Annotated in this window: 19 protein-coding genes; 11 read left to right on the top strand and 8 right to left on the bottom strand. The window is 69.2% G+C overall.

Features of this window, described 5'->3' with window-relative positions:
• Nucleotides 1–57 precede the first annotated feature (57 nt).
• Entirely contained in the window at nucleotides 58–927 is an 870-nt protein-coding gene (locus M8R19_RS01760) for a LysR substrate-binding domain-containing protein (protein WP_043271735.1), read from the top strand.
• A 199-nt stretch (nucleotides 928–1,126) separates the two neighbouring features.
• On the opposite strand, the gene M8R19_RS01765 is transcribed toward M8R19_RS01760, so the two are convergent.
• On the bottom strand, nucleotides 1,127–2,017 hold the full coding sequence (locus tag M8R19_RS01765) for a LysR substrate-binding domain-containing protein (RefSeq protein WP_074978599.1): 891 nt from the start codon (nucleotides 2,015–2,017) through the stop codon (nucleotides 1,127–1,129).
• 270 nt (nucleotides 2,018–2,287) lie between these two features.
• On the opposite strand from M8R19_RS01765, the gene M8R19_RS01770 reads away from it, so the two are divergent.
• The 4 genes from M8R19_RS01770 (at nucleotide 2,288) to M8R19_RS01785 (ending at nucleotide 6,794) form a co-directional block, all read left to right on the top strand.
• Entirely contained in the window at nucleotides 2,288–3,646 is a 1,359-nt protein-coding gene (locus tag M8R19_RS01770; protein ID WP_249916841.1) for an MFS transporter, read from the top strand.
• 86 nt (nucleotides 3,647–3,732) lie between these two features.
• Entirely contained in the window at nucleotides 3,733–5,121 is a 1,389-nt protein-coding gene (locus tag M8R19_RS01775) for an FAD-dependent oxidoreductase (protein WP_074978595.1), read from the top strand.
• A gap of 154 nt (nucleotides 5,122–5,275) precedes the next feature.
• Entirely contained in the window at nucleotides 5,276–5,797 is a 522-nt protein-coding gene (locus tag M8R19_RS01780) for an RNA polymerase sigma factor (protein WP_043271738.1), read from the top strand.
• 61 nt (nucleotides 5,798–5,858) lie between these two features.
• The gene (locus M8R19_RS01785) at nucleotides 5,859–6,794 is read left to right on the top strand and encodes a FecR family protein (protein ID WP_083280398.1); all 936 of its coding nucleotides are present in this window, start codon (nucleotides 5,859–5,861) and stop codon (nucleotides 6,792–6,794) included.
• Here M8R19_RS01785 and M8R19_RS01790 read toward each other — a convergent pair.
• From M8R19_RS01790 to paaY, 7 genes are all read right to left on the bottom strand, one after another.
• Nucleotides 6,791–7,168, bottom strand: coding sequence for a cytochrome c3 family protein (locus tag M8R19_RS01790; RefSeq protein WP_009622446.1), 378 nt, complete (start codon nucleotides 7,166–7,168; stop codon nucleotides 6,791–6,793). The genes M8R19_RS01785 and M8R19_RS01790 overlap by 4 nt on opposite strands.
• Nucleotides 7,165–7,878 carry a ferric reductase-like transmembrane domain-containing protein gene (locus tag M8R19_RS01795; RefSeq protein ID WP_249916842.1) on the bottom strand — a complete coding sequence of 238 codons (714 nt, stop codon included), beginning with the start codon at nucleotides 7,876–7,878 and terminating at the stop codon, nucleotides 7,165–7,167. The genes M8R19_RS01790 and M8R19_RS01795 overlap by 4 nt, the downstream gene beginning before the upstream one ends.
• Nucleotides 7,879–7,953: 75 nt before the next feature.
• Nucleotides 7,954–9,444: an aldehyde dehydrogenase family protein gene (locus tag M8R19_RS01800; protein ID WP_249916843.1), complete on the bottom strand. Its 1,491-nt coding sequence runs from the start codon at nucleotides 9,442–9,444 to the stop codon at nucleotides 7,954–7,956.
• A 67-nt stretch (nucleotides 9,445–9,511) separates the two neighbouring features.
• Complete coding sequence (locus tag M8R19_RS01805; protein WP_249916844.1) at nucleotides 9,512–9,913, bottom strand: c-type cytochrome; 402 nt, start codon at nucleotides 9,911–9,913, stop codon at nucleotides 9,512–9,514.
• Nucleotides 9,914–10,420: 507 nt separating this feature from the next.
• Nucleotides 10,421–11,338, bottom strand: coding sequence for a transcriptional regulator FeaR (gene feaR, locus M8R19_RS01810; protein WP_074978584.1), 918 nt, complete (start codon nucleotides 11,336–11,338; stop codon nucleotides 10,421–10,423).
• A 138-nt stretch (nucleotides 11,339–11,476) separates the two neighbouring features.
• A complete protein-coding gene (paaX, locus tag M8R19_RS01815) occupies nucleotides 11,477–12,400 on the bottom strand; it encodes a phenylacetic acid degradation operon negative regulatory protein PaaX (RefSeq protein WP_074978581.1) in 924 nt (307 codons plus the stop codon).
• A gap of 80 nt (nucleotides 12,401–12,480) precedes the next feature.
• Nucleotides 12,481–13,077: a phenylacetic acid degradation protein PaaY gene (gene paaY, locus M8R19_RS01820; RefSeq protein ID WP_074978580.1), complete on the bottom strand. Its 597-nt coding sequence runs from the start codon at nucleotides 13,075–13,077 to the stop codon at nucleotides 12,481–12,483.
• Nucleotides 13,078–13,587: 510 nt separating this feature from the next.
• On the opposite strand from paaY, the gene paaF reads away from it, so the two are divergent.
• The 6 genes from paaF to paaK all read left to right on the top strand — a co-directional run bounded on the left by paaF (nucleotide 13,588) and on the right by paaK (nucleotide 19,827).
• Complete coding sequence (gene paaF / locus M8R19_RS01825; protein ID WP_249916845.1) at nucleotides 13,588–14,361, top strand: 2,3-dehydroadipyl-CoA hydratase PaaF; 774 nt, start codon at nucleotides 13,588–13,590, stop codon at nucleotides 14,359–14,361.
• Between the two features lie 45 nt (nucleotides 14,362–14,406).
• A complete protein-coding gene (gene paaG / locus M8R19_RS01830; protein WP_043314348.1) occupies nucleotides 14,407–15,198 on the top strand; it encodes a 2-(1,2-epoxy-1,2-dihydrophenyl)acetyl-CoA isomerase PaaG in 792 nt (263 codons plus the stop codon).
• A 1-nt stretch (nucleotide 15,199) separates the two neighbouring features.
• The gene (gene paaH / locus M8R19_RS01835) at nucleotides 15,200–16,717 is read left to right on the top strand and encodes a 3-hydroxyacyl-CoA dehydrogenase PaaH (RefSeq protein WP_249916846.1); all 1,518 of its coding nucleotides are present in this window, start codon (nucleotides 15,200–15,202) and stop codon (nucleotides 16,715–16,717) included.
• On the top strand, nucleotides 16,710–17,156 hold the full coding sequence (paaI, locus tag M8R19_RS01840) for a hydroxyphenylacetyl-CoA thioesterase PaaI (RefSeq protein WP_009622469.1): 447 nt from the start codon (nucleotides 16,710–16,712) through the stop codon (nucleotides 17,154–17,156). The genes paaH and paaI overlap by 8 nt, the downstream gene beginning before the upstream one ends.
• A complete protein-coding gene (pcaF, locus tag M8R19_RS01845; protein WP_249916847.1) occupies nucleotides 17,153–18,379 on the top strand; it encodes a 3-oxoadipyl-CoA thiolase in 1,227 nt (408 codons plus the stop codon). The genes paaI and pcaF overlap by 4 nt, the downstream gene beginning before the upstream one ends.
• 128 nt (nucleotides 18,380–18,507) lie before the next feature.
• The gene (gene paaK, locus M8R19_RS01850) at nucleotides 18,508–19,827 is read left to right on the top strand and encodes a phenylacetate--CoA ligase PaaK (RefSeq protein ID WP_249916848.1); all 1,320 of its coding nucleotides are present in this window, start codon (nucleotides 18,508–18,510) and stop codon (nucleotides 19,825–19,827) included.
• Nucleotides 19,828–20,079 lie beyond the last annotated feature (252 nt).

Genomic DNA, 20,079 nt, shown 5'->3' on the forward strand with positions numbered 1-20,079 from the left:
CGAGTTATCGCTCAAATTGTTTGTCATGATCCCAGGCATAAGTCGGACCTATACCCCATGAACCTGTTCCAGCTCCGCGCCTTCGACGCCGTGGCCCGCGAAGGCAGCTTCACCCGCGCCGCCGAGCGCCTGTTCATCAGCCAGCCGGCGGTGACCGGGCACGTCAAGGCGCTGGAAGAGCACTACCAGGTCAACCTGTTCCGCCGCACCGCCCGCGCCGTGGAGCTGACCGAGGAGGGCCGCCGCCTGGCGGCCATCAGCCGCACGCTGTTCGCCCTGGAGGAAGAGGCCGAGACGCTGCTGGACGCCAACCGCAAGCTGCTCAGCGGGCGCATCGAGGTGGCGGCCGACGGCCCGCACCTGGTCATGCCCCTGCTCGCCCGCCTGCGCGCGCGCTACCCCGGCATCACCGTCAACCTGCGCCTGGGCAATGCCCAGGAGACGCTCAACGCGCTGCTCAGCGAGCACGTGGACGTGGCCGTGGTGACCGAGGTGGACGAACGGCCGGGGCTGTACCTGCGCGATTTGGTGGAATCTCACCTGTGCGCGCTGCTGCCGGCGGAACACGCCTGGTGCGGGCGCAGCGAGGGCATCCCGCTGGCGGAGCTGGACCAGCAGATCATGGTGCTGCGCGAGCCGGACTCCATCACCCGCCGCACCTTCGACCGCGCCTGCGGCGCCCTGCCGATACAGCCGCGGGTGCTGATGGAGCTGAGCAGCCGCGAGGCGGTCACCGAGGCGGTGGCGGCGGAACTGGGCATCGGCATCGTCTCCTCGCTGGAAGTCAGCCGCGACCCGCGGGTGCGCGCCGTGCCGCTGCTCGGCGAGGCGCTGGTGAACCGGCATTCCCTCGGCTGCCTGGAGCGGCGCCGCGGGTTGCGGGTGGTGAGTGCGTTCCTGGAGCTGGCGGAGGATGGCGGGGCGTAGGCCTACCGGCGTATAACCGCGAACGGTTATACGCCCTACGGAGGGAATGACGGCGTAGCCAGGAGTATCAGGATGGCTCCGGACTCACCGCTCACTCAGGACAGCCCCCTCTCCCGCTTGCGGGAGAGGGCTGGGGTGAGGGGCTCTTGAACCCAGCGCCTGGACCGCCGGCAAATCCCGTTCGCGAGCAAGCTCGCTCCTACGAAGAGCACGCCCCCTCCCCCAGGTCCTCGCGCACCACATCGAGAAAGGTCGACACTATCCGCCGCGAACTCTGCTCGCGCAGGCACACCAACGTCTCGCTCATCCGCCTTTCACAATCGACTATCGGCAAAGCATGCACCCGGCTGTCGGCGCCGAACTCGGCAGCCGACACCACGCCCAGGCCGATCCCCGCCACCACTGCCTCGCGCGCGGCCTCGCGGCCTTCCACCTCGATGGCCGGGCGGATGCGCAGGCCGGCGCGGTGCATTTCTTCCTCCAGCGTCTGGCGCGTCACCGAGCCCTGCTCGCGCAACACCAGTGGCGCGTCGTCCAGGTCCGCCAGGCGGATCGACTCGCGCCCGGCCCAGGGATGGCCGCTGGCGACGAAAGCGACTATGGGGTCGCTGCGCAGTGTCACCGACAGCAGCCGCTCGTCCTCCACCGTGCGGCCCAGCAGCGCCAGGTCGGCCCGGTAGTTGAACAGCGACTGCAGCGACTCGTCGGTGTTGCCGCTCTCGATGCGCACGTGGATGCCGGGGTAGCGCTGGCAGAAGCGCGCCACCTGCGGCAGCAGGTGCACCGCGGCGTCCACCGCCAGGGTCAGGTTGCCGGTCTGCAGGGCGCTGGAGGCCGCCAGCAGCTCGTGGGCCTCGGCCTCGATGACGAACAGCCGCTGGGTCACCGCCAGCAGGCGCTCGCCCAGGTCGGTCAGGCGCACCGAGCGCTTGTTGCGGTGGAACAGCAGCACACCGTAGCGCTCCTCCAGCTTGCGCACCTGGTCGGAAACCGCCGGCTGGGTGAGGAACAGGCGCTCGGCGGCGCGGGTGAAGCTGCCGGTCAGCGCCACGGCGTGGAAGGCCTTCAGTTGCGCGTGGGAAACCTGCATGGGCCTGGCTCCGTAGGGGTCGGGAAGGTCGCCACTGTAGTCACCCGGCACCGTGACTTACAAGTCAGACTTATTTTTAAAATTTGATAAATCGATTTTATTTATTTATTCGAACTTGTTTCCATGCGTTTCACCACGGGCCCCGGCCCACGGCAACCTCACCCGCATTCGCCCTGACCCGTCACCTCCGGAAAGGTACGGCCCGCTCATATAACAACAACAAGTTTTTCCCTGACTGCCGGCACTCCAACAACAACGAGGTCAGATCAGATGAGCAACCCCACCGGCACCGCAGCCCACGCGGGCAAAGGTTCCATGCAGCGCTGGCGCGTGCAGATCTTCGCGATCACCTGGCTCGCGTACGCCGCCTTCTACTTCACCCGCAAGGCCTTCTCCGTGGCCAAGCTCGGCATCGCCGAGGACACGAGTTTCGAACTGGACAAGGCCATGATGGCCGACATGGATGCCATCTACCTGGCCGCCTACGCCGTGGGCCAGTTCACCTGGGGCGTCTTCGCCGACCGCTTCGGCCCGCGCATCGTGGTGTTCGGCGGCCTGGCGATCTCCACCCTCGCCGCCCTGGTCATGGGCACCTTCGCCACCGTGCCGATCTTCGCCAGCTGCATGGTCATCCAGGGCCTGGCGCAGTCCACCGGCTGGTCCGGGCTGTGCAAGAACATGGGCAGCTTCTTCGCCGCCCACGAGCGCGGCCGCATCCTCGGCCTGTGGAGCACCTGCTACGCCTTCGGCGGCCTGGTCGCCTCGCCCTTCGCCGGCTGGTGGGCCTACAGCGTGTTCGGCACCTGGCACGCGGCCTTCTACTCCTGCGCCGCGGTGGTCGGCGGCGTCGCCCTGCTGTTCCTGCTGCTGCAGCGCAACCGCCCGCAGGACGTCGGCCTGCCGCCGATCGAGGCGGACGAGCCGCAGGCCGTGCACTACGCCGGCTTCCATGAGCAGGGCAAGAACCCCGGCTTCTGGGAAACCCTCGGCGCCGTGCTGCGCAACCGCACCGTGATGACCCTCGGCCTGGCCTACTTCCTGCTCAAGCCGGCGCGCTACGCCATCCTGCTGTGGGGCCCGGTGATCGTCTACGAACGCATGCCGGCCCTGGGCAAGGTGGGCGCCGCGGTGCTGCCGACCTCCTTCGAGATCGCCGGGCTGCTCGGCCCCATCCTCATCGGCCTGGCCTCGGACAAGCTGTTCGGCGCCCGGCGCATGCCCGCCTGCGTCATCAGCCTGATCGGCCTGACCGCGTGCCTGGCGCTGTTCGTCCCGGCCATGCAGACCGGCAGCGCGATGCTGGTGTTCGCCCTGCTGTTCATGATGGGCCTGACCCTCTACGGCCCGGACTCGATGATCAGCGGCGCCGCCGCCATCGACTTCGGCACCGGCAAGGCCGCCGGCACCGCCGCCGGTTTCGTCAACGGCTGCGGCTCGGTGGGCGCCATCCTCGGCGGCCTGCTGCCCGGCTACTTCGACACCTACAGCGTGTTCATCGGCTTCACCGTCACCGCGTTGATCGCCGCCGCCATCCTGGTGCCGCACTGGAACAGCCTGCCCGAAGGCGCGCGCAAGAGCGCCCCGGCCACGCCGAACCGCCCCCTGAAGGTGCGCCCGGCGCGCTCCTGATTCCCGGGGCACAGGGACGTGCCCACCCCGCCCGATAAACCGCACACCGAACGCCCCTACCCGCGCCCCGATCACGGAGACTCCCCATGCGCCCCTTCTGGCTCGCCCAGGCCCTGCAGCACGACAGCGACAGGGCCGCCCCGCTGCAACAGGACACCCGCGCCGACGTATGCATCGTCGGCGGCGGCTACACCGGCCTGTGGACCGCCATCCAGCTCAAGGAACAGAACCCCGGGCTGGACGTGGTGATAGTCGAAGCCGACATCTGCGGCGCCGGCGCCAGCGGGCGCAACGGCGGCTGCGCGCTGTCCTGGTCGGCGAAGTTCTTCACCCTGGAGCGGCTGTTCGGCCTGGCCGAGGCGATCCGCCTGGTGAAGGCCTCCGAGCGCAGCATCCACGCCATCGGCGAATTCTGCGAGAAGTACGGGATGGATGCCGACTACCGCCTGGACGGCACCCTGTACACCGCGACCAATGCCGCCCAGGTCGGCGCCACCGACGGGGTGATCGCCGCACTGGAGAAGCACGGCATCAACTCCTTCGCCAAGCGCCCGCTGGAGGACGTGCGGCGCATGGCCGGCTCGGACAAGCACCTGGAAGGCTGGTTCTCCCCCGCCGCCGCCAGCGTGCAGCCGGGCAAGCTGGTGCGCGGCCTGCGCCGGGTGGCGCTGCAGCTGGGCGTGCGGCTGTACGAGGGCACGCCGATGACCGGCCTGGAGGAAGGCCACCCGGCCCGCGTGCACACGCCCAATGGCCAGGTGGCGGCGGACCGCGTGGTGCTGGCGATCAACGCCTGGATGGCGCGGGCCTTCCCGCAGTTCGAGCGCACGGTGGCGATCGTCTCTAGCGACATGATCATCACCGAGCCGCGCCCGGACCTGCTGCGGCAGATCGGCCTGACCTCGGGGGTGACCGTGCTCGACTCGCGCATCTTCGTGCACTACTACCACAACACCCCGGACGGCCGGCTCATGCTTGGCAAGGGAGGCAACACCTTCGCCTACGGCGGGCGCATGCTGCCGGTGTTCGACCAGCCCTCGCCCTACCTCGGCCTGCTGCGGCGCAGCCTCGGCGAGTTCTTCCCGACCTTCGCCGAGGTGCCCATCGCGGCGAGCTGGAACGGCCCCTCCGACCGCTCGGTGACCGGCCTGCCGTTCTTCGGCCGGCTCGGCGCCGGCGGCAACATCTTCTACGGCTTCGGCTACTCCGGCAGCGGCGTCGGCCCCTGCCACATGGGCGGGCAGCTCCTCGCCTCGCTGGTGCAGGGCCTGGACGACGAGTGGACGCGCTCGCCGCTGGCCCAGGGGCCGCTCGGCCACTTCCCGCCGGAACCGGTGCGCTACCTGGGCTCGCTGATGGTGCGCAACGCCATCCGCCGCAAGGAGCAGGCCGAGGACCACGGCCGCCGCCCGCGGCGCCTGGACGTGCGCCTGGCGAAGTTCGCCGCGGCCGCCGGCAAGGCCGACAAGGCCTGAGCCCCTCCCCCTTTTCCCTCACAAGCCGGCTGAGGGACGAGCGAGGCGCGCGCTGGCGGGCCTCGCTCTTTTTTTCTCGGCGCCCCGGCTTGTGCCGAGAATGCCCGTCGAACGATAATGATTCTCATCAGAAAATGACTTGCATGGACGTCGCGTGAGCCTTTCCCACCTCGACACCGTGTTCCTCGCCCAACGCACCCCGCTGCTGCGCACCCTGGCGAGAATGGTGAAGAACCCCAGCATCGCCGAAGAACTGGTCCAGGAAACCTACCTGCGCGTGGCCCGCACCCTGCGCGAGCGCCCGGTGGAACACCTGGAGCCGTTCCTCTTCCAGACCGGCCGCAACCTCGCCCTGGACCACCTGCGCCACCTGCGCATGCAATCGCGCACCCTGCTCGACGACGTGCCCCAGGAGGTGCTCCAGGCGGTGCCCTCCAGCCAGAGCTCGGCCGAGGACGGCCTGCACGCCGAGCAGTTGCTGGAGCGCCTGGGCTCGGCCCTGGAACGCCTCACCCCGCGCCAGCAGCGGATCTTCATCCTCAGCCGATTGCACGGCTGCGGCTACGCGGAAATCGCCGAGCAGCTGGGGGTATCGCCCAGCACGGTGCAGAAGGAGCTGAAGCTCATCATGGCCATCTGCATCGGCGTGCTCGGGCGCCTGGAACCGCCGGCATGACGGGCTACCCATCGGCCCGCGGCTGGCCCACAATGTGCGCCCCCGATTCGAGGAACGCCGCGTGACCGCCCCGGACCCGCACCTGGCCCAAGCGCTGGACTGGCTGATCCAGCTGGAAGACGCCGACGCCGCCACCCGCGCGCGCTTCGACGCCTGGCTGGCCGCGCACCCGGCCAACGCCAACGCCTTCCGGCACGCCAGCAGCCTGTGGGACTCGCCGCTGCTCGGCCTGGCCGCCACCGGCCTGGAGTCCCAGGCGCAGCACCAGGCGCGGCAACGCAAGCGCCGGCGCTGGCGCTCCTTCGCCGCCGCTGCCGGGCTGTTGCTGGCCCTCGGCGTGGCCCTGCAGGGCGACCTGCTGACGCACATCCGCGCCGACCACTACACCGCCGTGGGCCAGCGCCAGAGCCTGCAACTGGCCGACGGCTCGCGCATCCTGCTGAACACCGACACCGCCCTGTCCAGCCACCTCGACGAGCAGCGCCGCAGCGCCCGGCTGTTCCGCGGCGAAGCCTACTTCGACGTGGCCCACGACCGCAGCCGCCCCTTCGAGGTGGAGGCCGGCCCGGTGCAGGTGAGCGTGCGCGGCACCGCCTTCGCCGTGCGCTACCTGGGCAACGAGGCGGAAGTCAGCGTGCAGCACGGCGAGGTGGACCTGCGCAGCGCCGGCGACGACACCCGCGTCAGCCTCGGCGCCGGCGACAGCATCCGCGTCGGCCCCGGCGGCTTCGGCGAGCGCCGCCACAACGGCGAGAGCCAGCGCCTGCTGGCCTGGGTGCAGGGCCGCCTGGTGTTCGAGAACTGCCCGCTGAGCCAGGTGCTGGCCGAACTGCGGCGCTACTACCCGGGCTGGATCGTCAATGCCGACGAGCGCCTGGAAGACGTCAGCATCACCGCCAACTACCGCCTGGACGACCCGCTGGGGGCCATGCGCTCCCTCGCCCAGATCACCTCCTCGCACCTGCGCGAATACCCGCGCCTGCTGATCCTCAACTAAGGCGCGCCCGCCATCGCGGGCGGCGTGTGGCAGCCCTTGCAGGAACGCACCGGGCCGGCCTGCTGGAAGGATTGCAGGCGCTTGAGGTGGCAGCTTTCGCAGAACTGGTGGAAGTCGTGCTCGATGGTCACCGCCAGCTGCGGCGACTCCTTGTGGCAGAGCACGCAGGTGCGGCTGCCGCTGGGCGAGGCCGAGGTGGAGCGGTCGACGAAGTCGTGGTGGCAGGTGACACAGTTGATGCTGCCGTGGTTGGTGTGGTCGAAGTTCATCGGCAGCAGCGGGTGCTGGCGCACCAGTTGGTCGTGGCCGTGCCGCGCGCCGAGGACGAAGGCCGCCAGCAGCGGGATGGCCAACAGCAGGTACCAGCGCTTCATAGCAGCGGCAGGTCGACGCTGCCGAGCAGCGCATAGAGCCCGGCCAGGGCCAGGCCGGCGCAGAGCACGCCCAGGCTCAGGCGGCTGGCCAGGTAGGCGCTGTGCCGCCGGCGCCCGCCCTCGGCATAGTGCGGCGTGGGCCGCGGCAGCAGCGGCCAGGCCAGCGCGGCGACGCTGAGCGCGCCCCAGAGCACGGCCTTCCAGGTGGCGCCGCTGTAGTAGCCGGCGCCGATCATGTGCACGCCGGCCAGGGCGACGATGGCGGCGCTCCACCCATAATGCCAGCGGCGAAAGTCCGCATGCCTGGGCCAGATGCGTCGGCGCACGGCGGTCAGGCTCAGCGGCAGGATCAGCAGCAGGAGCAGCGTCGCGCCATCGGCGGCGAGCATGTGCCAGGGCGCGCTGGGCAGCAGTTCGTCGAGCACCAGCGGCTCATCCACCAGCAGCACCGCCACGTGGACGACCAACAGCACGGCGGCGACGAACGACAGGTCGCGGTGCAGCACCATGAAGAACTTGCCGTCGTGCCGCGGCCGGGCCATGGGCTTGCCGGTGTAGGCGAACAGCAGCAGGAACAGCGCCCCGGCGACGAAGCCGGCTACGTTGGCGAAGTCCCAGGCCGGGTGCACGCCGGGCATGGCGTCGAGCAGGAAGATAGCGGCGAACGGCAGCAGGCAGGCCAGCGCCACACGCAGGGTCAGGGCGAACATGCGATCAGCCTCCTCTGCCGCCATCCGGGAAAGCGGCGTAGCGTGCCGCCGCGCGGCACGCCACGCAAGGCGCCCTCAGTGGGCGATGCACACCGACTTGATCTCGGTGTAGGCCTCGACCACCGCGCGGCCGAACTCGCGGCCCATGCCGGACTGCTTGACGCCGCCGAAGGGCATGCTCGGGTCCAGCAGCACGTGGGCGTTGACCCATACGGTGCCGGATTCGATGCGCGGCACCAGGTTCATGGCGCGGGTCAGGTCGTTGGTCCACAGGCTGGCGCCCAGGCCGTACTCGCTGTCGTTGGCCATCTCGATGGCCTGGTCCTCTTCCTTGAAGGAAAGCACCGCCAGCACCGGGCCGAAGACTTCATTGTGGGCCACGGCCATGTCCTGGGTGACGTCGGCCAGCACGGTCGGGCGCACGAAGAAGCCGTCGCAGTCCATCGGCTCGCCGCCGCAGACCACCCGGGCGCCTTCGCGGCGGGCGGTCTCGATGTGCTTGAGCACCGAGGCCTGCTGCTTGCGCGACACCAGCGGGGTGATCTGCGCAGTATCGTCCATGCCCTGGCCGATGCTCATGCCGGCGACCACCGCGCCGAGCTTGTCGACGAACTCGGCATAGCGCGACTCGTGCACGTAGAAGCGCGAGGCCGCGGCGCAGACCTGGCCGCTGTTGAGCAGGCCACCCAGCAGCGCGCCCTGCACGGCCTTGTCGATATCGGCGTCGGCCAGGATGATCATCGGGTTCTTGCCGCCCAGTTCCAGGGCGAAGCGCGTCATGTTCTGCATGGCGGCGATGCCGACGCTGCGGCCCACCGCGGTGGAGCCAGTGAAGGAGACCTTGCTGATCAGCTTGTGCGAAGCCAGGCCGCCGCCGATGCGCGCGCCGTCGCCGGTGACCAGGTTGAACACCCCGGCCGGCACGCCCGCCTCGAAGGCCAGCTCGGCCAGGCGCAGGGCGGTCAGCGGGGTTTCCGAAGCGGGCTTGATGACCACGGTGTTGCCGGTGGCCAGGGCTGGCATCAGCTTCCACACGGCGATCATCAGCGGGAAGTTCCAGGGCACGATGCCGGCGACCACGCCCACCGGCTCGCGGCGGGTGAAGGCGGTGAACTTGGTGCCCGGCGGCAGCGGGATGGACACGTCCAGGGACTGGCCCTCGATCTTGGTCGCCCAGCCGGCCATGTAGCGCATGAACTCGACGGTGGCGCCGACGTCGAGCATGCGCGTCAGGTTGATCGACTTGCCCTGGCTGAGGGTTTCCAGCTGGGCCAGTTCCTCGGCGTGCTGCTCCACCAGGTCGGCGAAGCGCAGCAGGATGCGCTCGCGGTCGGCCGGGCGCAGGTCGGACCAGACGCGCGCCTTGAAGGCAGCGTGGGCGGATTTCACGGCGCGGTCGAGCATGTCGGTATCGATGTCGGCGATCTGCGCGATGGTTTCGCCGGTGGCCGGGTTGAGCACGTCGCTGGTGGGGCCGTCGTAGGCCACCCAGGCGCCGTCGATGAAGCAGCCGTGGCGGCGCTGGAGGAACTCGGCGACCTGCGGCAGGGTTGCGGTGATGCTCATGGTGACTCCTGTTCTTGCGGCCCGCGGGCCAGGCAGGGAACCGCTCGCCGGGAGCGGCCGGGAAAGGTCAGTGCTGCTGGCTCAGCCACAGGCTCAGGGCCTTGCGCTCGTCGGCGTCGGCCAGGCCCTGGTAGGGCATGTAGGTGCCCGGCACGGCGGCCTGGGGCTGGGTGACGAAGGCTTCGAGGCTCTCGCGGCTCCAGGCCGCGCCCTTGTCCTTCATCGCCTGGGAATAGCTGAAACCGGCCAGGGAACCGGCATTGCGGCCGATCACCCCATGCAGGTTCGGCCCCATGATGTTGGCGCCGCCGGCATTGGCGGTGTGGCAAACGGAGCAGTCGCGCTCGAAAACGGCCTGGCCCTTGGCGGCCAGGTCATCGGCCAGGGCCAGCCCGGACTGGGCACCGGCCACGGCCAGCAGCAGGCCGCAGAGGCCGGTCTTGATTCGGGATTTCACGGTGAAAAGCATGCAGGGGGCACTCTCGATCGATTCTTGTCGGCCGGGCACAAGGCAGGTGCCGGTCGAGGACGATTGTCGCCAGGGGCGCGAGTGCGGGTGTTTTTCTGTGTGCCAGTCGTGTTGGCAGGAGTGCCAGAAGAGCCGCTGGAGGCTGTAGGCTGGAAGCAAGAGCGGTAGGGGCAATCTCGCCGGTCGTGCTGATGTGCTTTTCGTAGGATGGGTTGAGCCTTGCGAAACCCATGCGGTTGCGGTGATGGGTATCGCTTCTCTCAACCCATCCTACGGAGCTGGGAGGCTATGGTACGGGGTTTGAGAGCACCCTCTCCCTGAAGGGAGAGGGGACCGTTCGGAGTGCGTGGGTATTTCTGAGTCAGCCGGCAGCACCGAAGATTTCCGGCTGAAACCATTCTTCCTCTCGGCACGGACAGCCCCCTCTCCCGCTTGCGGGAGAGGGTTGGGGTGAGGGGCTCTTCACGCTCTTGCCTGCAGCCTGCCGCCTACCGCCTGCAGCCGCTCTCAATGCACATACCGCTTCCGATACTCCCCCGGCGAAACCCCGAAGCGCGACTTGAACGCCGTGGAGAAGTAGCTGGAATCCGAGAACCCCCAGGCATACCCCAGCGCCGACAGCTTCTGCTCGCCCGCCGCGTTGCGCAGGGATTCGGCGCAGAAGTCCAGGCGGCGGTTCTTGATGTACTGCGCCACCACCAGGCCCTTCTTGGCGAACATGCGGTACAGGCCGCGCACCGACACGCCCACTTCGCGGGCGATCAGTTCCGGGCAGAGTTCCTCGGCGCCGATGTGCTCGTCGATGAAGGCCAGCGCCTTGCGGAACAGCCTTTCATGGCTGTCGCCCTCGGCTTCCGCGCCGGCCAGCGCCGGGCGCAGCAGGCTGACCAGGGCGTCGAGGGTGGCCTCGCTTTCCTGCATGCCCAGGCCGTTCTGGCGGGTGGTCTCGAGGATCAGGGTGTTGGCCAGCACCGCCACCGGCGAGCTGGCCGGGATGCGCCGCGCGCAGTCGATGCCGGAGAAGCGCAGGCCACGCTCCAGCACCTGGCGCGGGAGGATCAGCGACAGCTGCCGCGAGTCCTCCTCGTAGGTCATGTCGCAGGGGCGGTTGGCGTCCACCAGGGTGATGTCGCCGCGGGCCAGCTGCACGCGGCTGCCGTCCTGCTCCAGGCGCGAGCGCCCGTCGAGCTGGAACACCGCGTAGAAGTGGCCGTTGCCGCTGGCGCTCACCTCCTTGCTGGTGCGGTACAGGTGCACCTGGGACATGTCGACCACGCTGAGCTTGATGGCACCGCCCTGGTACTCCCGCAGCTTCCCGTGGAAGGACGGCCCCAGGGTGCGCGCGTCGAAACGCCCGCACGCCTGGTTGACCTGGCCCAACCACGCTTCGAAAGCCTCATCCCTGGAAATCGATGAAGGGTTCATGACCTAAAGCCTCATGCACGCATTGTTTTTATCAGCGGACGCTCAGGCAGGCGCCCGTCATGGTCCGGCCGTCCGGCCGGTGGTCCCGCAGCGCCGCCTCGGTACGGCGCTTGTGAAGCATGTTTCGAGCCAACCGGCTCAGTTCAGCCCTCCGAAGCGCCGGTAGAAGCTCTCGCCGGCATCCGGCAAGGGGCCGTCGGCGGTCTCCAGGGCGCTGTTCAGCCACACCTCGGCCCTGGCGTACACCAGGCGGTAGAGGTTGCGGCACAGCTGCCGCGCCGCGCGCCCTTCCCAGTCGCCGGGGAGCAGTTCGTCCGGCAGTTGCGGGTCGCGCAGTAGCAATTTGCGATATTCGTGGATCAGCAGGGTGCGCGCCAGGAAACAGTCCCGGGCATCCGGCTCGCCCTGCTCGCGCAGCGCCTGCCACAACGGGCGGAACAGGCGGATGAATTCGCTGTAGTGCTGGCCCAGCTCGTCGATCTTCCAACTCTCGCGCACCTGCAGGCGCATGGCCTTGGAGGCGAGCACCTCCTGGGCGTGGGTCTCGAAGACGATGCTGTCGTCCAGCGCGTCCAGGTCCAGCAGGGTCGCGGTGAGGTCGGCGCGGTCGCAGCGCGGGCAGGCCAGCACGCTCGGGGCGATGGCGCCGAAGCCCTGCCATTCCAGCTCCTCGCGCACCTGCTTGCGCTTGTCCGCCGCCAACTGCGACAGCAGCACCAGCGTCCAGGCGCCGTCCCAGGCCGGCAGGCCGGGGCTGTACACGCGCTTGAAGGCCTTCTCGAAACGCCGCCGGCCGGTGCCGGTGAGGCTGTAGTAGCTGCGCCGGCCGACCTTCTCGGCGGTCAGCCAGCCTTCCTTGGTCAGGCGGAAGATCGAAGTGCGGATCAGCCGTTCGTTGATCCCCATGGGCTCCAGCAGGCCGATCAGGCTGCCCAGCCAGACGGTGCCGCCGTGGGGTTCGATGGCGTCGCCATAGAGGGTGATGATCAGCGAACTGGCGCGGATCGGCGTCTGTTCCTGGAAGCGGGCGATCAGTTGGTTCAGCGGGGCGAGACTGCTCATGGCTCGGTCGGGCGCGGATAAAGCGCCGACTATACCTGCCCGCCGGGCCGCCTGGCCATTGGAGCGAACCCCAATGAGGCTCATGCGCCCTGCCCCTTCGGGCGGAACCCGGAATCGCCCAGACGCGGGCGGTCGGCCTCCACCGCGGCCAGCGGCTGGCATTCCACCAGGCTGGCCAGGCAGCGCTTGCTCAATTGCTGGTATTCGGCGGTGCCGCGCTGCTTCCAGGCGATTTCCTGCTCGCTCAGTTCGCGCTTGACCGTGGCCGGCGAGCCCATCACCAGGCGCTGCGGCGGGCATTCGAAACCGGCCTTGACGAAGGCGGTGGCGGCGACGATGCAGCGCTCGCCGATGTGCGCCTTGTCCATCACCACCGCGTTCATCCCCACCAGGGCGTCGGCGCCGATGCGGCAGCCGTGCAGCACCGCGCCATGGCCGATGTGGCCGTTGCGCTCGACCACGGTGTCGCTGTCCGGGAAGCCGTGCATGACGCAGGTGTCCTGCAGGTTGGCGCCCTCCTCCAGGATGATCCGCCCGAAGTCGCCGCGCAGCGCCGCCAGCGGCCCCACGTAGCAGCCGGGGCCGACGATGACGTCGCCGATCAGCACCGCCGTGGGGTGCACGTAGGCGGTCGGATCGACCACCGGGGTCAGACCTTCAAGGCTGTAGCAGGGCATCTCAGGCCTCCTCTTCGGGCAGGTTGAGGTGGCGCTGCACCCTGAACGGGCATCCAGCTTCGGCGAAGGGTTCCAGCGCGCAGGCGACGGACGGCATCGGGGTGGCTCCTTGGGCACGGCGGCGCCAGGGGCGCCGGCAAGGCGGGACGGGAAAGCGACCCGTCGTGATTCGTTGTTTGGAAAATCTTGTATCACAACAAATCCGATCGTCAATGCACCCGATGCTGTATCGCTTTCCCGAGCGACCACCGACGCGCCTGCCAACCCGCAAACCCTATAGCTCTCAGCCCTTGTCCAACGGGCTTCGCAGCCCCTTGCGGAAGCCCGAACCTGGCAGTTCGCTCGACATACGAGACACATAAATCAATTTTGATATTGTTGTTTTGTATCACTTAAGGCATATACTGGATGCCAGCCAGGGCCCGTCCGCACCCACAGAGGCGCGACGGGCCCGCAGAACAATTCCAATGAGCCGGCCTCAGGCCGTGCGTGCAGCCTGAGGAGCTTTACATGCCTCGTACCCTCGCCGTACAGGCGCCCGAGGACGGCGTCCGCCTGATCACCCTGCAGCGCCCCGAGGCGCTCAACGCCCTGAACACCGAACTGCTGGGCGAACTGGCCGCGGAACTGGACGCCGCCGAGCGCGACGCCGAGACCCGCGTGGTGGTCATCACCGGCAGCCGCAAGGCCTTCGCCGCCGGCGCCGACATCAAGGAGATGGCCGAGCGCGACCTGGTCGGCATCCTCAACGACCCGCGCGTGGCCCACTGGCAGCGCATCACCGCCTTCGCCAAGCCGCTGATCGCCGCGGTCAACGGCTTCGCCCTGGGCGGCGGCTGCGAACTGGCGATGCACGCCGACATCCTCATCGCCGGCGAGGACGCCCGCTTCGGCCAGCCGGAAATCAACCTCTGCATCATCCCCGGCGCCGGCGGCACCCAGCGCCTGCTGCGCGCGGTGGGCAAATCCCTGGCCATGCAGATGGTCCTCACCGGCGAGGCCATAGACGCCCGCCACGCCCTGCGCGCCGGCCTGGTCAGCGAAGTCACCCAACCCGAGTTCACCGTCGAGCGCGCCCTGCAGGTCGCCCGCGTCATCGCGCGCAAGGCGCCGCTGGCCGTGCGCATGGCCAAGGAAGCGCTGCTCAAGGCCCAGGACACCGACCTGGCCAGCGGCCTGCGCTTCGAGCGCCACGCCTTCACCCTGCTGGCCGGCACCGCCGACCGCGAGGAAGGCATCCGCGCCTTCCAGGAAAAGCGCCCGGCGCGCTTCCTCGGCCGCTGAAGCCCCTTTCTTCCTTCTATACCGATTGATGGAGCGAGCCCGCCCATGACCTTCGAGCACATCCTGTTTTCCATCGAGGACGGCGTCGCCCTCCTCAGCCTGAACCGCCCGGAGCAGCTGAACAGCTTCAACGCCAGGATGCACGGCGAGGTGCGCGAAGCGCTCAAGCAGGTGCGCCAGAGCGAAGAGGCCCGCGTGCTGCTGCTGACCGGCGAAGGCCGCGGCTTCTGCGCAGGCCAGGACCTGTCCGACCGCAACGTCGCCCCGGGCGCCGAGATGCCCGACCTGGGCGAGTCCATCGAGAAGTTCTACAACCCGCTGATCCGCGCCCTGCGCGACCTGCCGCTGCCGGTCATCTGCGCGGTCAACGGCGTGGCCGCCGGCGCCGGGGCGAACATCCCGCTGGCCTGCGACCTGGTGCTGGCGGCGCGCTCGGCCAGCTTCATCCAGGCCTTCTGCAAGATCGGCCTGATCCCCGATTCCGGCGGCACCTGGACGCTGCCGCGGCTGGTCGGTCTGGCCCGCGCCAAGGCCCTGGCCCTGCTGGGCAACCGCCTGTCCGCCGAGCAGGCCGAGCAATGGGGCCTGATCTACCAGGTGGTGGACGACGCCAACCTGCGCGAGGAAGCCCTCAAGCTGGCCCGCCACCTGGCCACCCAGCCGACCTACGGCCTGGCGCTGATCAAGCGCAGCCTCAACGCCAGCCTGAACAACAGCTTCGACGAGCAGCTGGAGCTGGAGCGCGACCTGCAGCGCCTGGCCGGGCGCAGCGAGGACTACCGCGAAGGCGTCGGCGCCTTCATGGAAAAACGCACCCCCAGCTTCAAGGGCCGCTGACATGCAAGCACTGGATATCAATGCCCAGGTCGCGGTGATCGGCGCAGGCGCCATGGGCGCCGGCATCGCCCAGGTGGCGGCCCAGGCCGGCCACCCGGTGAAGCTCTACGACAACCGCCCGGGCGCCGCCGCCCAGGCCATCGACGGCATCGACCGCCAGCTCGGCCGCCTGGTCGAGAAAGGCAAGCTCGACGCCGAGCAGCGCAGCGCCATAGTCGCGCGCCTGCAACCGGTGGAAGCCATCGAGGCCCTGGCCGATGCGCGCCTGGTGATCGAGGCCATCGTCGAGAACCTGGAGGTCAAGCGCGGCCTGCTGAACCAGCTGGAAGCGCTGTGCGCGGCCGACTGCATCCTCGCCAGCAACACCTCCTCGCTGTCCATCACCAGCCTCGCCGCCGGCCTGCAGCACCCCCAGCGGGTGATCGGCATGCACTTCTTCAACCCGGCGCCGCTGATGGCCCTGGTGGAGATCGTCTCGGGCCTTGCGACCTGCCCGGAGCTGGCCAAGGCCCTGCACGCCACCGCAAAGCACTGGGGCAAGCAGCCGGTGTACACCCGCTCCACCCCCGGCTTCATCGTCAACCGCGTGGCCCGCCCCTTCTACGCCGAAAGCCTGCGCCTGCTGCAGGAAGGCGCCGCCGACTGCGCCAGCCTCGACGCCCTGCTGCGCGACGCCGGCGGCTTCCGCATGGGCGCCTTCGAGCTGACTGACCTGATCGGCCACGACGTCAACTACGCGGTGACCTGCTCGGTGTTCGCCGCCTACTACGGCGACTTCCGCTTCCAGCCCTCGCTGATCCAGAAGGAGCTGGTGGACGCCGGCCGCCTGGGCCGCAAGAGCGGCCGCGGCTTCTACGACTATGCCGAAGGCGCCGAGCGCCCGCAGGCGGCCGAGCTGACCAGCGCAGCCGAAGTGGCCGGTTGCGTGGTCGAAGGCGACCTGGGCGTCGCCCAGCCGATGGTGCAGCGCCTGAAGGACGCCGGCGTGCAAGTGATCGAGCGCGCCGGCGGCGGCCTGCTGCGCGTCGGCGACGCGGTACTGGCACTCTCCGACGGCCGCCTGGCCAGCCAGCGCGCCAAGGACGACGGCCTGCGCAACCTGGTGCTGTTCGACCTGACGCTGGACTACGCCAAGGCCTCGCGCATCGCCATCGGCTGGTCCGCCGACACCAGCGCCGAAGCCCGCGACCAGGCCGTGGCCCTGCTGCGCCGCGCCGGCCTGAAGGTCACCGCGCTGGCCGACCTGCCCGGCCTTGCCGTACTGCGCACCGTGGCCATGCTCTCCAACGAAGCGGCAGACGCTGTGCTGCAGGGCGTGGGCTCGGCCACCGACATCGACCTGGCCATGCGCGCCGGCGTCAACTACCCGCGCGGCCCGCTGGCCTGGGCCGAGGCCATCGGCGTCGGCTACGTGCTGAACACCCTGGACAACCTGCAACGCAGCTACGGCGAGGAGCGCTACCGCCCGTCCCTGCTGCTGCGCCGCAAGCACGCCGAAGGGAGCCGCCTGCATGACTGAGCGCACCCCCGAACAACTGGCCCGCGCCTGCGCCGACGCCATGTTCAGCCGCGACCTGGCCACCCAGCGCCTGGGCATCGCCCTGCTCGACGCCGGCCCCGGCAGCGCGCAGGTGAGCATGCCGGTGCGCGAGGACATGATCCAGGGCCACGGCACCTGCCACGGCGGCTTCCTCTTCGCCCTGGCCGACTCGGCCTTCGCCTTCGCCTGCAACAGCTATGACGAAGCCACCGTGGCCATCGGCTGCAGCATCGACTACGTGGCCCCGGCGCGCCTGGGCGACGAACTGACCGCCACGGCCAGCGAGCAGAGCCGCAGCGGCCGCACCGGCAACTACGACGTGCGCATCGAAAACCAGCACGGACAGCTGATCGCCCTGTTCCACGGCAAATCCTACAAAGTGCGCGGCACCGTGCTGACGCAGGAGACCCCCGAATGACCAACGCCACCCTCAGCGACGCCCTGATCATCGACGCCGTGCGCACGCCCATCGGCCGCTACGCCGGCGCCCTCAGCAGCGTGCGCGCCGACGACCTCGCCGCCATCCCGCTCAAGGCCCTGGTGCAGCGCCACCCGCAGCTGGACTGGAACGCCATCGACGACGTCATCCTCGGCTGCGCCAACCAGGCCGGCGAGGACAACCGCAACGTCGCGCACATGGCCTCGCTGCTGGCCGGCCTGCCCCAGGAAGTGCCCGGCACCACCATCAACCGCCTGTGCGGCTCGGGCCTGGACGCCATCGGCAACGCCGCCCGCGCCCTGCGCTGCGGCGAGGCCGGGCTGATGCTCGCCGGCGGCGTCGAATCCATGTCCCGCGCGCCCTTCGTCATGGGCAAGTCCGAGCAGGCCTTCGGCCGCACGGCGGAGATCTTCGACACCACCATCGGCTGGCGCTTCGTCAACAAGCTGATGAAGGCGCAGTTCGGCATCGACTCCATGCCGGAAACCGCGGAGAACGTCGCCGAACAGTTCGGCATCTCCCGCGCCGACCAGGACGCCTTCGCCCTGCGCAGCCAGCACAAGGCCGCCGCCGCCCAGGCCCGCGGCCGCCTGGCGAAGGAAATCGTCCCGGTGGAAATCCCCCAGCGCAAGGGCCCGGCCAAGGTGGTCGAGCATGACGAGCACCCGCGCGGCGACACCACCCTGGAACAGCTGGCCAGGCTCGGCACGCCGTTCCGCGAGGGAGGCAGCGTCACCGCCGGCAACGCCTCGGGGGTCAACGACGGCGCCTGCGCGCTGCTGCTGGCCAGCCCGCAAGCGGCCCAGCGCCACGGCCTGAAGGCCCGCGGCCGGGTGGTCGGCATGGCGGTGGCCGGCGTCGAGCCGCGGATCATGGGCATCGGCCCGGTGCCGGCGACGCGCAAGGTGCTGGAGCTGACCGGCCTGAGCCTCAACGACATGGACGTGATCGAACTCAACGAAGCCTTCGCCGCCCAGGGCCTGGCCGTGCTGCGCGAGCTGGGCCTGGCCGACGACGACGAACGGGTCAACCCCAACGGCGGCGCCATCGCCCTGGGCCACCCGCTGGGCATGAGCGGCGCGCGCCTGGTCACCACCGCGCTGCACGAGCTGGAAGAGCGCGGCGGCCGCTACGCCCTGTGCACCATGTGCATCGGCGTCGGCCAGGGCATCGCCATGGTCATCGAGCGCCTGCCGCAATAACTCTGGCAGGGACGCCAAAGACCCTGGCCAGAAGCGCAAAGACCGGATTCCGCGGGGGGCGTATCCTCCCCCCATGACACTCGCAGCCCGCACGCGGGCTGGCGTACAAGAACAAATCGAGTGAACCCATGAATATGTACCATGATGCCGAACGTGCCCTGCTCGACCCGCTGGAGACCGCCAGCGTCGATGAACTGCGCCAGCACCAGCTGGACCGTCTGCGCTGGAGCCTCAAGCACGCCTACGACAACGTCCCGCTGTACCGCAAGCGCTTCGCCGAAGCCGGCGTGCACCCGGACGACCTGAAATCCCTCGACGACCTGGCGAAGTTCCCCTTCACCGGCAAGAACGACCTGCGCGACAACTACCCCTACGGCATGTTCGCCGTGCCGCAGAGCGAGATCGTGCGCCTGCACGCCTCCAGCGGTACCACCGGCAAGCCCACGGTGGTCGGCTACACGCAGAACGACATCGACACCTGGGCCAACGTGGTGGCGCGCTCGATCCGCGCCGCCGGCGGGCGCAAGGGCGACAAGGTCCACGTGTCCTACGGCTACGGCCTGTTCACCGGCGGCCTGGGCGCCCACTACGGCGCCGAGCGCCTGGGTTGCACGGTGATCCCGATGTCCGGCGGCCAGACCGAGAAGCAGGTCCAGCTGATCCGCGACTTCCAGCCGGACATCATCATGGTTACCCCCTCCTACATGCTCAACCTGGCCGACGAGATCGAGCGCCAGGGCATCGACCCGCACAGCCTCAGGCTGCGCCTGGGCATCTTCGGCGCCGAGCCGTGGACCGCCGAACTGCGCCGCGCCGTGGAAGAGCGCCTGGGCATCACCGCCCTGGACATCTACGGGCTGTCCGAGATCATGGGCCCGGGCGTGGCCATGGAATGCGCCGAGACCAAGGACGGCCCGACCGTCTGGGAAGACCACTTCTACCCGGAGATCATCGACCCGGCCACCGGCGCGGTGCTGCCCGACGGCGAATACGGCGAGCTGGTGTTCACCTCGCTGTCCAAGGAAGCGCTGCCGATGATCCGCTACCGCACCCGCGACCTCACCCGCCTGCTGCCGGGCACCGCGCGGCCGATGCGGCGCATCGACAAGATCACCGGGCGCAGCGACGACATGCTGATCATCCGCGGGGTGAACGTGTTCCCCACGCAGATCGAGGAGCAGGTACTGAAAGTGAAACAGCTGGCCGAAGTCTACGAAATCCACCTGTATCGCAACGGCAACATGGACAGCATGGACGTGCACGTCGAGCTCAAGCACGAACTGCAGCACCTGGACGCCGAGCAGCAGAAACAGGTGGCCAACGAGCTGAGCAAGCAGGTCAAGACGCACATCGGCATCAGCGCGCGCATCCTGATCCAGCCGTTCCACAGCCTCAAGCGCTCCGAAGGCAAGGCCTGCCACGTGTTCGACAAGCGCAACCAGGGCTGATCGCCCCGCGCCACGAAAACCCCGCCTCGGCGGGGTTTTTCATTTTCCCCGCAGGCGATTGCGCCGAGTTGCTTTTCGTAGGATGGGTTGCGACGGGGAGTTTCTCGTTGGCACGCGACCCCACACCCTGTAGGAGCGAGCTTGCTCGCGAACGCTCTTGCGCTGGGCGGTTCGCGAGCAAGCTCGCTCCTACGAAAAGCCCTCTCCCGGCAACATCCCGACACGACTTTCGCCTGCATCCCCCTCCCCGGC

Origin of the sequence: Pseudomonas sp. R3.Fl (genome assembly GCF_023516765.1) — a bacterium.
GTDB lineage: Bacteria > Pseudomonadota > Gammaproteobacteria > Pseudomonadales > Pseudomonadaceae > Pseudomonas > Pseudomonas citronellolis.

What these genes read in the sequence shown, in the direction of transcription:
- M8R19_RS01760 (WP_043271735.1), top strand. Translation starts at nt 58, where the DNA reads ATGAACCTGTTCCAGCTCCGCGCCTTCGACGCCGTGGCCCGCGAAGGC.
- M8R19_RS01765 (WP_074978599.1), bottom strand. Translation starts at nt 2,017, where the DNA reads ATGCAGGTTTCCCACGCGCAACTGAAGGCCTTCCACGCCGTGGCGCTG.
- M8R19_RS01770 (WP_249916841.1), top strand. Translation starts at nt 2,288, where the DNA reads ATGAGCAACCCCACCGGCACCGCAGCCCACGCGGGCAAAGGTTCCATG.
- M8R19_RS01775 (WP_074978595.1), top strand. Translation starts at nt 3,733, where the DNA reads ATGCGCCCCTTCTGGCTCGCCCAGGCCCTGCAGCACGACAGCGACAGG.
- M8R19_RS01790 (WP_009622446.1), bottom strand. Translation starts at nt 7,168, where the DNA reads ATGAAGCGCTGGTACCTGCTGTTGGCCATCCCGCTGCTGGCGGCCTTC.
- M8R19_RS01795 (WP_249916842.1), bottom strand. Translation starts at nt 7,878, where the DNA reads ATGTTCGCCCTGACCCTGCGTGTGGCGCTGGCCTGCCTGCTGCCGTTC.
- M8R19_RS01800 (WP_249916843.1), bottom strand. Translation starts at nt 9,444, where the DNA reads ATGAGCATCACCGCAACCCTGCCGCAGGTCGCCGAGTTCCTCCAGCGC.
- M8R19_RS01805 (WP_249916844.1), bottom strand. Translation starts at nt 9,913, where the DNA reads ATGCTTTTCACCGTGAAATCCCGAATCAAGACCGGCCTCTGCGGCCTG.
- feaR (WP_074978584.1), bottom strand. Translation starts at nt 11,338, where the DNA reads ATGAACCCTTCATCGATTTCCAGGGATGAGGCTTTCGAAGCGTGGTTG.
- paaX (WP_074978581.1), bottom strand. Translation starts at nt 12,400, where the DNA reads ATGAGCAGTCTCGCCCCGCTGAACCAACTGATCGCCCGCTTCCAGGAA.
- paaY (WP_074978580.1), bottom strand. Translation starts at nt 13,077, where the DNA reads ATGCCCTGCTACAGCCTTGAAGGTCTGACCCCGGTGGTCGATCCGACC.
- paaF (WP_249916845.1), top strand. Translation starts at nt 13,588, where the DNA reads ATGCCTCGTACCCTCGCCGTACAGGCGCCCGAGGACGGCGTCCGCCTG.
- paaG (WP_043314348.1), top strand. Translation starts at nt 14,407, where the DNA reads ATGACCTTCGAGCACATCCTGTTTTCCATCGAGGACGGCGTCGCCCTC.
- paaH (WP_249916846.1), top strand. Translation starts at nt 15,200, where the DNA reads ATGCAAGCACTGGATATCAATGCCCAGGTCGCGGTGATCGGCGCAGGC.
- paaI (WP_009622469.1), top strand. Translation starts at nt 16,710, where the DNA reads ATGACTGAGCGCACCCCCGAACAACTGGCCCGCGCCTGCGCCGACGCC.
- pcaF (WP_249916847.1), top strand. Translation starts at nt 17,153, where the DNA reads ATGACCAACGCCACCCTCAGCGACGCCCTGATCATCGACGCCGTGCGC.
- paaK (WP_249916848.1), top strand. Translation starts at nt 18,508, where the DNA reads ATGAATATGTACCATGATGCCGAACGTGCCCTGCTCGACCCGCTGGAG.